This is a genomic window from Nocardioides sp. 616, assembly GCF_002930065.1.
GTDB lineage: Bacteria > Actinomycetota > Actinomycetes > Propionibacteriales > Nocardioidaceae > Nocardioides > Nocardioides houyundeii.
The window spans coordinates 267,759-279,321 of record NZ_POAG01000019.1; the positions used below are offsets into that span (position 1 = coordinate 267,759).

Consider the following 11,563-nt stretch of genomic DNA (forward strand, 5'->3'; position numbering starts at 1 on the left):
TGCGCTCAGATCAGGCTGAGGGTGATCGTCGAGCCCCTCGGCACCGACTCGCCGGCGTCGGGATCGGTGCTCAGCACGAATCCCAGCCCGATGTAGGTGCTCGACTCCCGGGTCTCCACGACGAAACCCAGTGCCTCCAGCTGCTCGGTGGCCGCGTCCACTCCCGAGGCCACGACGTTGGGCATCTCGACCAGCTCGGGACCGCGGGAGACGGTCAGGGCCACGGTCTCGCCCTTGAAGAGGGTCCCGCTGCTGGGGGCCTGGCTGATCACCTGACCTGCGGGGACGTCGTCGTTGAAGACCTCCTCGCGGGTCACCACCAACTTGCGCTTCGTCAGCACCTGCTCGGCGCGGTCGGCGCTGCGACCGGTGAAGTCGGTGACCGTGCGCGGCTTGCGACCCTTGCTGACCACCACGTTGACGGTGGAGCCGGGCTTGAGGGTGGTGCCCGCGGGCGGGTCCGAGGACATCACGACTCCGGGCGCGACCGTCTCGCTGAACTGCTCCACGGCCCGCCCGTAGGTCAGGGTGAGGCCCGTGATCGCGTCCTGGGCGGCATCGAGGTCCATGCCCTCCAGCGCCGGTACGTCGTAGCGCTCCAAGCCCTGGGAGAGCACCACGGTGACGGTGCCTCCCTTGACCACCCGTTCGCCGGGGTCGGGGTCGGTGGCCAGGACCGCGCCGGCTGGGACGGTCTCGGAGTAGGCCGGGTCTCCCAGCTCGCCCTCGAGGCCGGCGTCCTCCAACGAGGACAGGGCCTCGGCCTCGACCATGTTGAGGACTCCCGGAGTGGTGGTGTAGCGCGCGAAGCCGAACCACCAGGCGCCCACCCCGACGCCGACGACCAGCACCAGCGCCACGGCCAGCAGGATCGGGCCGCGCCGCGACCGCCGCGGTCGGTCGGTCGGCTCGTCGGGGAGGTCGGTCCGGGGTGCCGGGAGCCGCCGGATGGCCGGGGGAGCCGGCGGTGCCTCGGGAGCCGGCAGGGTCTGGATCTGGCGGGTGTGGTCGACCTCGGTGGGGAACGGCACGATGTCGCCGTCGGCGGGGTCCTCGATGTCCACCAACCCGTCGCGGTCCGCGGCCTCCTCCACGTCCAGGGGGGCCTGCACGGGGAGCGGGCGCAGGTCGGCCTCCAGCTCCGGGTCCTCCAGCAGTCCGTCCCGCAGGGTCTGCGCCACTCGGTGCACCTGGTGCAGCAGGACGCTGGCATCAGCCGGGCGCTGGCCACGGTCCCGGGCGGTGGCGCGGGCCACCAGCGCGTCGACGTACGCCGGGATGCCCGGCACCTTCGCCGACGGAGCGGGCACGTCCTCGTGGACGTGCTTGTAGGCGACCTGGATCTGCGACTCGCCATCGTGCGGCTTGGTGCCGGTGAGCAGTTCGTAGAGCATGACGCCGACCGCGTAGACGTCGGCGCGCTCGTCCGCGCGGCCTTGCACGACCAGCTCGGGCGCGAGGTAGGAGACCGTGCCGATGAGGACGCCGGTGGCGGTGTGCTGGGTGTTGGCGCTGACCGCCTTGGCGAGCCCGAAGTCGGCGACCTTGACCTGGTTGCGGCCCGGCTCGTCGGCGATCAGCACGTTCTCGGGCTTGATGTCGCGGTGCACGAGGCCGGCACGGTGGGCCGTGGCCAGCGCCGACAGCACCGGGTCCAGCAGCGCCAGCGCCCGCGCCGGGGTCATCGGGGACTCCTTGCGGATCACGTCGCGCAGGGTGTGGCCGGCGACGTACTCCATGGCCAGGAAGACGGTCCCGTCGTCCTCGCCCTGGTCGTGGACCGAGACGATGTTGGGGTGGGAGAGCCCGGCAGCGGCACGCGCCTCGCGGACGAAGCGAGCCACGAACTCCTCGTCCTCGCCCAACCCCGGGTGCATCACCTTGACCGCCACCACCCGGTCCAGCCGGGTGTCGACCGCCTCGTAGACCGAGGCCATGCCACCGCGCGCGACCCGCCTCAGGATCCGGTAGCGCTGCTCCAGGGTCCGCCCGACCATGGGGTCGCCGGAGTCGCGGGGCGTGCGGCTGGGCGCATGCTGGTCTGGCTCCACCAGGGACCTCCGAACTGACCGGACGGGGAAGAATCCGTGGCCCAATCGTACGGACGTGGGCCACCGAGCGGGCGCGGCAGTCCATCCCGGCGTGGCGTGCCCCCTCCGCGGCTCGGCTCGGCGAGCCGGTGGGTGGCACGATGGGCACATGAACGACGTACCTCTGGCCGATGCCGACCTCGACGCCCTCGTCCCCGACTGGATCGACTGGGCGGCCGCCGCGAAGCTCCTCGGCGTGACCGTGAGCCGGGTGCGCACCATGATCCGCGAGCACGAGCTGGCCGCGGCCGTCCCGCGTCCCGGGGCCGGACAGCAGATCCCCGCGGACTTCATCCAGGACGGGCTGGTCACCAAGGGGCTGCCGGGCCTGCTGACGGTGCTGCACGACGGGGGCTACGACGACCGTGAGGCGATCGCCTGGCTCTTCACCGACCTGGACCTGCCGGGCCGGCCGATCGACGCGCTGCGCGAGAACCGGGGTGCGGAGGTCAAGCGCCGCGCCCAGGCGATGGCCTTCTGACGGCTCGCCGGCGGTGCCTCAGACGGCGCCTCAGACGGTGCGCTGGGTGACCGCGGCCGCGAGGTCGCGCAGCACTCCGCGGGCGTCGTCCTCGATCTCGGCCTGGTCGAGCGCGGTCAAGGAGAGCGCGCAGAGCTGCTCGATGACGACCTCGACCTGGTCATGGGCGCCGGAGGCGTCGATGATCTGCCGCAGCCGGTCCACCTGGGCGGCGTCCAGGGGGCGGCCGAGTGCGGTGTCGAGCTCGAGGGCGCCGTCCCCGCCGGCGTCCAGCGCCAGTGCCACCAGCACGGTGCGCTTGCCCTCCACCAGGTCGTCGCCCGCAGGCTTGCCGGTGGTCGCCGGGTCGCCGTAGACACCGAGGAGGTCGTCGCGGAGCTGGAAGGCCTCGCCAAGGGGCAGGCCGAAGCCGGAGAGCCGGGCGAGGTCCGCGGGCGTCGCTCCGGCCAGCGCCGCGCCGATGTGCAGGGGACGCTCGATGGAGTACTTGGCCGACTTGTAGCGCAGCACGGTCATCGCGGTCTCCACGTCGGCGTGGCCGCGGGCCTGTACCGAGACGTCGAGGAACTGGCCGGCGATCACCTCGGAGCGACACAGGTCGAAGACCTCCAGTGCCGGAGCCACCTGCGCGAACGGCAGGCCGCAGCGCCGCAGCAGCTCGTCGGACCAGGAGAGCAGCAGGTCGCCGAGCAGGATCGCCGCGGAGGCGCCGTACTGTCCGGGCGCCCCGCGCCAGGCGCGTTGGCGGTGCTCGGCCTCGAACGCCCGGTGCGTCGCGGGCCGGCCCCGGCGGGTGTCGGAGGCGTCCATGTAGTCGTCGTGCACCAGGGCGCTCGCGTGCAGCAGCTCCAGCGCCGCGCAGGCCCGCACCAGGGCCGCCTCGTCCTCGACCCTGGGCTGCACCGCCCGGTATCCCCACCAGCAGAACGCGGCCCGGAAGCGCTTGCCCCCGGTCATCGCCGCTCTGGCCTCCTCGAGCAGTCGCGCGGCGTCCGGGCCCAGGGGTGCCAGCCGGTCGGCCTGCTCGCTGAGGAACTCGTCCAGCGCGTCCTGGACCGAGCTGCGGAAGGCCGCTGGGTCCCAGCCGGAGGAGATGAGGTCGTGCGACGGCGCGGACACAGTCATGAAGACTAGCCAGTGGACATCCCCGGGGGGAGAGGTGGTCCGTCCCTAGGATTCGGCGCATGAGTCCCGCCCCCGTACCTGGCATCGGTGACCTCGTGAGCCGCGGTGACCACTCCTTCTCCTTCGAGTTCTTCCCACCCAAGGACGAGGCCGGCGAGCGGGTGCTGTGGGACTCGATCCGGGAGCTGGAGAAGCTCCGGCCCACCTTCGTCTCGGTCACCTACGGGGCCGGCGGCAGCACCCGCGACCGCACGGTGGCGATCACCGGTCGCATCGCACGCGAGACCAGCCTGCTGCCGATGGCGCACCTGACGTGCGTGGGGCACACCTGCGCGGAGATCGGCCAGATCCTGGACGACCTCGTCGCCGCCGGGGTGCGCAATGTCCTGGCCCTGCGGGGCGACCCGCCCGCCGGGCCGGGGACCCCGTGGGTGCAGACCGAGGGGGGAGTGCGCTACGCCAGCGAGCTCGTCTCCTTCATCAGGTCCGCGGCCGAGGTCTCGGTCGGGGTCGCGGCCTTCCCCGAGGGGCACCGCGACGCCGAGAGCCTCGAGGCGGACGTCCGTGCCCTGCGCGCCAAGTACGACGCGGGGGCGGAGTTCGCGATCACCGACATGGTGCTGCGGGCCTCGGACTACTTCGGTCTGGTCGAGCGCGCCCGCGCCGCCGGCGTGGACTTCCCGATCATCCCGGGGGTGATGCCGATCCTGGGCATCGCCTCGATGCGCCGGATGGCCGAGATGTCGGGCCGTGCCATTCCCGGGGAGACCGAGGATCGGCTGCTGCCCCACCAGGACGACCCGGCGGCGCTGCGCGCCGAAGGTGTCCGGATCGCCACCGAGATGTGCGCGGAGCTGCTGGCCGGGGGTGCCCCGGGGCTGCACTTCTACACCCTGAACCGGTCCCGGGCGACCCGGGAGATCTGGGCGGCGCTGCGCATTCCCGTGTGAGCCTCGCGCTGGCTAGTCTCGCCGCATGCAGCGCACGGTCACGGTCACGGGTCACGGGTCCGCACCGGCGGTCCCGGACTCCGCCGTGGTCACGGTGGTCGGCGTCCACCGGGCGTCCACCGTGGCCGAGGCCGTGGCCGGCGTCGACGCCGCGGTGAGCGGCATCGTGGCCGTGGCCCGAGGGTTCGTGACCGGGGCCGGTGGCCGGGAGGCCGACGTCGCGAGCGCGGGGCTGCAGATGTGGGCCACGACCGGCCCCGACGGGACCCCGGACGGCTTCGAGGCCTCCCACCGGCTCCGGATCCGCTGTCCCAACCTGCCCTCGGCCTCCGCCCTGGTGGTGGGGCTGGCCGCAGAGGTCGGGGACGCGCTGCGGATCGAGGCCGTGGCTCTGGAGGTCACCGATCCCGGGCCGGCCGCCACGGCGGCGCGGGAGAGCGCCTATGCCGATGCCAGGAAGCGGGCCGCGCACCTGGCCGGGCTCGCCGGAGCGGGGCTGGGTGACGTGCTCGTGCTGGAGGACGGGCTCCCGAGGAGTCCAGGGAGCGCTCGCATGGACGAGGCGAGTGCTGGGCTCCAGCCGGGGGAGTCGATGCTGGACGCCGCAGTCACCGTGACCTGGCAGCTGCTGTAGGTCGGGCGGGCTGCTCAGGGCGGGCTGCTCAGGCGGGACCGATGGTCTGGGCGACCAGGGCGGCCGAGAGCCCGACGAAGGGCAGGCCGGACCCGGGAGTGGCGTGGGCGCCCGCGGCGTACACGCCGGGCACGGGGGTCCGGGGACCGAGCCTGCGACGCACCGTGCCGCGTCCCTGCCACGCGACGCCCAGCGGGGAGCCGCCCCACTGCTCGAGCAGCTGTCCGGGGGTGCGGTCGACGCGTACGGCGACCTGTCCACGCACGTCGAGACCGTGACCGGCCAGGGTGGCCAGCAGGTCGCCGGAGGACGGGACCCGGCCGTGCACCGTCCAGGCGGTCCCGCCGGGGGGTGCGGTCCCGCCCGTGCGCAGCACCAGCGGGACGTCGCCGTGCAGCACCACCTCGGCGGGCAGGTCCGGTACCTCGCCGGTCAGGCCGAGGTAGGAGACCGGGCCCGGAGTCAGGGGCCTGGTCCTGGACACGTGCGCTCGCAGCGCCGGGAGCCGGTGCGGGTCCACGGCGCAGACCACCGCGTCGGCGTCCACCTCGCCGGCCGCGGTGACCACCGCCACCGCTCGTCCGGCGCGCACCACCAGGTCCTCGGCCCGGGTCCCGAGGAGAACCTGCACCCGGCGCGTCTGGAGGCGGTGCGCCAGGGCCTCGCCGAGCTGGGCCAGCCCTCCGGGGACGGTCCAGGCGCCGAACTTCTGCTCCAGGTACGACACGGTGCCCAGCCACGCCGGCACCCGGCGAAGGTCGTGGCCGTCCATGGCGAGGGGGTGGCCGGCCACCAGTCGCAGGCGTGGGTCCGGAAGCGCCTTGCGGAGCCTGTGGCGCAGGCTCTCCCGGCCCTCGAGGAGGTCCCGGGTCTCGCGGCGGGCCAGTGCGGGGTCCCACGGGCGCTCGAGGTAGTCGCGCCGCAGCAGCTCCCACTCCTCGCCGAGGGTGTCGACGTACGCCGTCCAGGCCGCACCGAGGCCGGCGCCGAGCGCGTCGAAGGCGGCCTTCTGTCGGGCCCGGGAGCCGCCCGGAAGCCGCACCGAGGTCCCGTCCGTGAACCGGTGCTCACGGATCACCTCGACCGGGACCAGCTCCAGCTCCCGCTCCAGGGGGCGGCCGGACTTGCGGAACAGGTCGCGGACCACGGCGGGCACCAGGGTCGTCGAGGGGCCCGAGTCCCAGCGATAGTCGGCCTCGGCGGTCCAGGACAAGGCGCCGCCGAGGCTCTGCGAGCGTTCCAGCAGGGTGACCTCGTGGCCGAGCTTGGCGAGCCGGGCGGCGCTGGCCAGGCCGCCGAAGCCGCCCCCGATCACCACCACGCGCATGGCGAGAGGCTAGTCCCGACCTCTCGGAGGCGCCGCGGCTGGGCTGGTCACTCGGCGGCGATCACCCGGACCAGGGAGTCGGCGTCGCGGCCGACGACGGTGGTCCCGTCCCTCGCGGTGAGGATGGGACGCTGGATCGCCCGGGGATGGGCCGCGAGGGCGGCTAGCCACTCCTGCCGGTGCTCGGGGTCCCGGGGCAGGTCGATCCCCGCCTCTCGGCTCTCCGCGGGGCGGGCCAGGTGCCAGGGCTCGACGCCGAGCCGGGCCACCACCTCGGCGAGCTCCTCCACCCCGGGCACGTCCTCGAGATAGCGGCGCACCGTGTAGTCGACCCCGGCCGCGTCCAGCTCGGCGACTGCGGCCCGGCACTTGCTGCAGGCGGGGTTGAGCCAGATCTCCATCGTCTCCACCTCGAGCTCTCGTTCGTCGGGTCTGCAGGTCCTCGGCCACCATCCTGCCCGGCCCCACGGGATCGCCGGCGATCACCTCGCCGGTACCGTTGCGGCGCGGCTCTGGCCAAACGCCTTGTCGCCGCCGGTGCCCGGCTGCCGTCCTGCGATCCTGGTCAGGGATGGCGCCAGCCGCCGTCCACGCTCTTTCCGCGCCGCACCTCGTCCACCTGGGAGAACCACTCATGATCGTCCGGCCTGCCTCGGTCAACCGGGTCACCCTCGTCGCGCTGGCGCTGGTCCTGACCGCGGGCGTGATCACCGTGCTGACCTGGGTCTTCTCCGATGACCTGCTGACCTCCTGGGCCGAGGGCAACAGCGGGGCGCGGGTGATCCTTCAGGAGGGCGGCCTGGACGCGGTGCGCGAGACCCTGACGGTCCCGGCGTTCGTCCCGGTCGCGATCACCTCGTTCGTGGTCTTCTCGATGCTGGTCGGGGTGCTGGTCGCCTTCTTCGTCGAGGGGTTCACCTGGGCGCGGCTCTCGCTGGCGGTGATCGCAGTGTTCGGCGTCTTCCTGGCGGTGCTGTGCGTGGCCAGCGGCATTCCGACGCTGTTCGTGGTGATGGCGGTCCTGATGATCGTCCTGTGCCTGCTGTTGCTGTTCTTCCTCTTCCACAAGGACACCAGCCGCTACTTCCGCGAGAGCTGAGCTCACGCGCCGCCGGCGCCGGTTGATCCATTGACCCGGTGTCGGTGGTGAGGTGTACCTTTTCCTTGTTCGAACAAATGTTCGAACGGGAGGAGGAGTCATGAGGCGTTACGACGATCCCGTGGAGGTTCGGCAGGGGCTGGTGCCCGGGGGCGACCCCGATTCGCCGGAGCAGTTCCTGTGGCGTGGCCGGCTGTGGAAGGTGCGCTCGGTGGTGGCCCACTGGGTGGAGACGACACCGTGGTGGCAGTCCTCGGGCGCCCGGGCCGTGGTGGGGGACGACGAGCCGCTCGGCACCGGTGGGGCCGACCTGCTGGTGGAGCGGGAGATGTGGCGGGTCGAGGCGGGGCGGGGTCTGGCTCGCGACGATGCTCCGGCGGGTGGGGTCTTCGACCTCTCCTTCGACGGGACGGCCGGCCGCTGGCAGCTCGTCGGATGCGTGGACTGAGGTGACGACGATGACGGTGCCCAACCCGCACCTGTTGCCCGCGACCACCCACTCCTACCTCGCCCGCGCGGCCCAGTCCCTCCAGGAGGCGATGGTCGCCCGGGACGTTCCCACCCGTTATGCGTGTGCCCACGTGGCGGCGCTGCGCGCTGCCGCGGCCCTGCTGGCGGCCCGCGCCCATCCGACGCCTTCGCGACGGCGCCAGAAGAACGCCTGGGTGCTGCTGGCCGAGGTCACCCCCGAGCTCTCCGAGTGGGCAGCCTTCTTCGCTGCGGGAGCCGGGAAGCGGGCTGCCGCGGAGGCAGGCTCGAGCCGTGCCGTCACCGAGCGGGAGGCCGATGACCTGGTCCGGGACGCCGACCGCTTCCTGGGTGTCGTGGAGTCCTGTCTGGGGCTCGTGCCGCACACCTCCGTGGGGCAGCAGAGGCTCGTGGTCGCGACGGGACCGGGTGGTTGGACCGGTGTCGCCTGATCCCTTCACCCATCTCCACGTGGCGTCGGGCTACTCCCTCCAGTACGGCGCCTCGCACCCGGATGCCCTGGTGGAGCGTGCAGCCGAGCACAGGATGGACCTGCTGGCGCTCACCGACCGGGACGGCACCTACGGGGCGGTGAAGTTCGCCAAGGCCTGCAGCAGGGCCGGGATCCGTCCGGTCCTGGGGGTGGACCTCGCCATGGACCCCGCGTGCGAGATGGGTGCCGGACCCAGGCGGGGGACGCGGCCGGTGCCGCCGAGCCGAGGCCCGGTGCGCGGGGGAGCGTTCCGTGAGGACCGGCTGCCCCGGGTCACGCTGCTGGCCCAGGGGCGGGCCGGGTGGGCGAAGGTGTGCCGGCTGGTCTCGGCGGTCCACCTCGCCGGCGAGCGGGGACGGCCGGTGGCGACCCTGGAGCTGCTGGCGCCCTATCTGATGAGCGGCGACGTGGTGGTGCTGCTGGGACCGACGTCCTCGCTCGGAGCTGCCCTGGCCCGGCGCCGTGAGGACCTGGCGCGGGCGGTGGTGGACTCCTGGCTGACCTGCGTGCCGCGCGAGAGCCTCCTCGTCGAGCTGGTCTCTCACCGGGTGGGCAGCGGCCCGGACGGGTGGGGGCCGGGCAGCGCTCCGTACGCGGCCCGGATGGCGGCCGGATCCCGCGACCTCGGTCTCGGGGCGGTGCTCACCAACGCGGTGCGCTACGCCGACCGGCTGGATGCCCCGACAGTCGACGTCCTCGACGCCGCCAGGCGGCTGGTCGCCCTGGACCGTCGTCACGTGGACCGTGACAACGCCGAGGGCTTCTTGAAGTCGGGCCGGCAGATGGCCGAGGTCGCCGAGGAGATCTGCCGGCTCGCCGGGCTCGGCCCTCGGCAGGCCGATCAGCTGCTGGCGATGACCCGCCAGGTGGCAGAGCGGTGCGCCCTGGACCCCCGGGCCGACCTGGGGATCGGCGAGATCCACTTCCCGGAGCTGGAGACGGCTCGTGGCGCCACCGGGCAGGCAGGCTCTCCGGCTGCCGATGCCCTCCTGCGGACCCGGTGCGAGGCTGCCATCGGCGCCCGCTACGGCAACGCGCCGCGGCAGCGGATCTGGAAGCGTCTCGACGACGAGCTCACAGTCATCGGGTCCCTGGGCTATGCCCCCTACTTCCTCACCGTCAGCGACGTCACCGACCTGATCCGCGAGATGGGGGTGCGGTGCGCGGCCCGGGGGTCCGGGGCCGGGAGCCTGGTCAACTACCTCCTGGGCGTCTCCGGCGTCGACCCGCTGCGCCACAACCTGCTGATGGAACGCTTCCTCTCCCCGCTGCGACAGTCGCTGCCCGACATCGACGTCGACGTGGAGTCGGCCCGACGCCTCGAGGTCTACCGGGCGATCCTCGACCGCTACGGCGGGGAGCGCTGCGTGTGCGTGTCGATGATGGAGACCTATCGGGTGCGCCACGCGGTCCGCGACGTCGGTGCCGCGCTGGGCATGCCGCCGGGCGAGGTCGACGCGATCGCCAAGGCATTTCCCCATATCCGCGCCAGGGACGCCCGGATGGCGCTGCGTGACCTGCCTGAGCTGCGGGCCAGCGGGCTGGGGGAGGAGCGACTGGACCTGATGTTCGGTCTCGTCGAACGCCTCGACGGACTGCCGCGCCACATCGCGGTCCATCCCTGCGGAGTGCTGCTCTCCGACATGACGCTGCTCGACCGGACACCGGTCGAGGCGAGCTACGCCGGGTTCCCGATGAGCCAGTTCGACAAGGACGACGTGGAGGACCTCGGCCTGCTCAAGCTCGACGTGCTGGGCATCCGGATGCAGTCGGCCATGGCGCACGCCGTCGACGAGATCGCCCGTCTCGACCAGGTCGAGGTGGATCTCGACGACGAGGCGCAGGTGCCCTTCGACGACCGGGCGACCTACGACCTGATCAGCTCGGCCCGGACCCTGGGGATCTTCCAGATCGAGTCGCCGGGGCAGCGCGAGCTCGTCGGCAAGTCGGGCATCGACTCCTTCGAGGAGATCATCACCGACATCTCGCTCTTCCGCCCGGGGCCGGTCAAGAGCGACATGATCACGCCGTACCTGGAGGTGAAGCAGGGCTGGAAGGAGGCTTCCTACCTCCACCCCGACCTGGCCCCGATCCTGGCTCCCACCCACGGGGTGGTGGTCTTCCACGAGCAGGTGATCGAGATCATCGCCTGCTTCGCGGACGTCTCGCTGGCCGAGGCCGACGAGAAGCGGCGCGCTCTCGGCGACGTCGAGGGGATGGCCGAGACCCGTGCCTGGTTCCTGCCCCGGGCCTGCGCCCGCGGCTATCCGCGGCCGGTGGTGGACCAGGTGTGGAAGGTGCTCGAGGCGTTCGCCTCCTTCGGCTTCTGCAAGGCACATGCAGCGGCGTTCGCCCTGCCGACCTACCAGTCCGCCTGGCTGAAGACCCATTGGCCGGCGCACTTCCTCGCCGGTGTGCTCACCCATGACCCGGGCATGTACCCCAAGCGGCTCATCCTCGACGACGCCCGCCAGTTCGGCATCGGCATCCGCCCCCTCGACGTCAACAGGTCTGCCCGGGAGTACACCGTCGAGCGGTCTCCCGACGATCCGGTGGGGTATGCCCTGCGGCTGGCGCTGGCGGAGGTCAAGGGGATCAACGACGCCGAGGTGGAGCGGATCGTGGCCAGCAGGCCCTTCGCCTCGCTCAGTGACTTCTGGCACCGTGCCCACGTCTCGCGGCCGGTGGTGGAGAGGCTCGTGCTGGCCGGAGCCTTCGACTCCGTGCACCGGATCGCGGCGGACGACACCGAGGTGGGTTCCCGTGCCCGGGTCACGCGCCGGGACCTGCTGCTCGGCGTGGCCGAGCTCGACCGCTTCAGCCGCTCCCTGGACCGGACTGCCCGCGGGCGGGGGCTGCGGAGCCTGCGGGGGCCCGGGGCGCCGGCGGCCCGGGC

11 protein-coding genes are annotated in these 11,563 nt (G+C 72.8%); 7 read left to right on the forward strand and 4 right to left on the reverse strand.

The window, feature by feature from the left end; genetic code table 11:
• Positions 1–5: 5 nt before the first annotated feature.
• Positions 6–2,051: a Stk1 family PASTA domain-containing Ser/Thr kinase gene (pknB, locus tag C5H89_RS12535; RefSeq protein WP_240181840.1), complete on the reverse strand. Its 2,046-nt coding sequence runs from the start codon at positions 2,049–2,051 to the stop codon at positions 6–8.
• Positions 2,052–2,199: 148 nt separating this feature from the next.
• On the opposite strand from pknB, the gene C5H89_RS12540 reads away from it, so the two are divergent.
• Complete coding sequence (locus C5H89_RS12540; RefSeq protein ID WP_104107334.1) at positions 2,200–2,571, forward strand: Rv2175c family DNA-binding protein; 372 nt, start codon at positions 2,200–2,202, stop codon at positions 2,569–2,571.
• A 30-nt stretch (positions 2,572–2,601) separates the two neighbouring features.
• On the opposite strand, the gene C5H89_RS12545 is transcribed toward C5H89_RS12540, so the two are convergent.
• Positions 2,602–3,696: a polyprenyl synthetase family protein gene (locus tag C5H89_RS12545; RefSeq protein ID WP_104107335.1), complete on the reverse strand. Its 1,095-nt coding sequence runs from the start codon at positions 3,694–3,696 to the stop codon at positions 2,602–2,604.
• Positions 3,697–3,755: 59 nt separating this feature from the next.
• Here C5H89_RS12545 and metF point away from each other — a divergent pair, with 59 nt between their 5' ends.
• Both metF and C5H89_RS12555 read left to right on the forward strand, forming a co-directional pair.
• Positions 3,756–4,646, forward strand: coding sequence for a methylenetetrahydrofolate reductase [NAD(P)H] (gene metF, locus C5H89_RS12550; RefSeq protein WP_104107336.1), 891 nt, complete (start codon positions 3,756–3,758; stop codon positions 4,644–4,646).
• A 25-nt stretch (positions 4,647–4,671) separates the two neighbouring features.
• Positions 4,672–5,280: an SIMPL domain-containing protein gene (locus tag C5H89_RS12555; RefSeq protein WP_104107337.1), complete on the forward strand. Its 609-nt coding sequence runs from the start codon at positions 4,672–4,674 to the stop codon at positions 5,278–5,280.
• A gap of 28 nt (positions 5,281–5,308) precedes the next feature.
• On the opposite strand, the gene C5H89_RS12560 is transcribed toward C5H89_RS12555, so the two are convergent.
• Both C5H89_RS12560 and C5H89_RS12565 read right to left on the reverse strand, forming a co-directional pair.
• Entirely contained in the window at positions 5,309–6,607 is a 1,299-nt protein-coding gene (locus C5H89_RS12560) for an NAD(P)/FAD-dependent oxidoreductase (RefSeq protein WP_104107338.1), read from the reverse strand.
• A gap of 47 nt (positions 6,608–6,654) precedes the next feature.
• Positions 6,655–7,008, reverse strand: a complete 354-nt coding sequence (locus C5H89_RS12565) for an ArsC/Spx/MgsR family protein (protein WP_104107529.1) — start codon at positions 7,006–7,008, stop codon at positions 6,655–6,657.
• 233 nt (positions 7,009–7,241) lie between these two features.
• Here C5H89_RS12565 and C5H89_RS12570 point away from each other — a divergent pair, with 233 nt between their 5' ends.
• The 4 genes from C5H89_RS12570 to C5H89_RS12585 form a co-directional block, all read left to right on the forward strand.
• On the forward strand, positions 7,242–7,706 hold the full coding sequence (locus C5H89_RS12570; RefSeq protein WP_104107339.1) for a hypothetical protein: 465 nt from the start codon (positions 7,242–7,244) through the stop codon (positions 7,704–7,706).
• 100 nt (positions 7,707–7,806) lie between these two features.
• Positions 7,807–8,154, forward strand: a complete 348-nt coding sequence (locus C5H89_RS12575; protein WP_104107340.1) for a DUF6504 family protein — start codon at positions 7,807–7,809, stop codon at positions 8,152–8,154.
• A 10-nt stretch (positions 8,155–8,164) separates the two neighbouring features.
• Positions 8,165–8,626 carry an SAV_6107 family HEPN domain-containing protein gene (locus C5H89_RS12580; RefSeq protein ID WP_104107530.1) on the forward strand — a complete coding sequence of 154 codons (462 nt, stop codon included), beginning with the start codon at positions 8,165–8,167 and terminating at the stop codon, positions 8,624–8,626.
• Positions 8,616–11,563, forward strand: a 2,948-nt coding sequence (locus tag C5H89_RS12585) for a DNA polymerase III subunit alpha (RefSeq protein ID WP_205305002.1), incomplete at its 3' end; no start/stop codon positions are given. The genes C5H89_RS12580 and C5H89_RS12585, both read left to right, overlap by 11 nt.

Bases quoted from the DNA above. Each gene is read 5' to 3' on its own strand.
- C5H89_RS12540 (WP_104107334.1), top strand. From the start codon at position 2,200: ATGAACGACGTACCTCTGGCCGATGCCGACCTCGACGCCCTCGTCCCC.
- C5H89_RS12545 (WP_104107335.1), bottom strand. From the start codon at position 3,696: ATGACTGTGTCCGCGCCGTCGCACGACCTCATCTCCTCCGGCTGGGAC.
- metF (WP_104107336.1), top strand. From the start codon at position 3,756: ATGAGTCCCGCCCCCGTACCTGGCATCGGTGACCTCGTGAGCCGCGGT.
- C5H89_RS12555 (WP_104107337.1), top strand. From the start codon at position 4,672: ATGCAGCGCACGGTCACGGTCACGGGTCACGGGTCCGCACCGGCGGTC.
- C5H89_RS12560 (WP_104107338.1), bottom strand. From the start codon at position 6,607: ATGCGCGTGGTGGTGATCGGGGGCGGCTTCGGCGGCCTGGCCAGCGCC.
- C5H89_RS12565 (WP_104107529.1), bottom strand. From the start codon at position 7,008: ATGGAGATCTGGCTCAACCCCGCCTGCAGCAAGTGCCGGGCCGCAGTC.
- C5H89_RS12570 (WP_104107339.1), top strand. From the start codon at position 7,242: ATGATCGTCCGGCCTGCCTCGGTCAACCGGGTCACCCTCGTCGCGCTG.
- C5H89_RS12575 (WP_104107340.1), top strand. From the start codon at position 7,807: ATGAGGCGTTACGACGATCCCGTGGAGGTTCGGCAGGGGCTGGTGCCC.
- C5H89_RS12580 (WP_104107530.1), top strand. From the start codon at position 8,165: ATGACGGTGCCCAACCCGCACCTGTTGCCCGCGACCACCCACTCCTAC.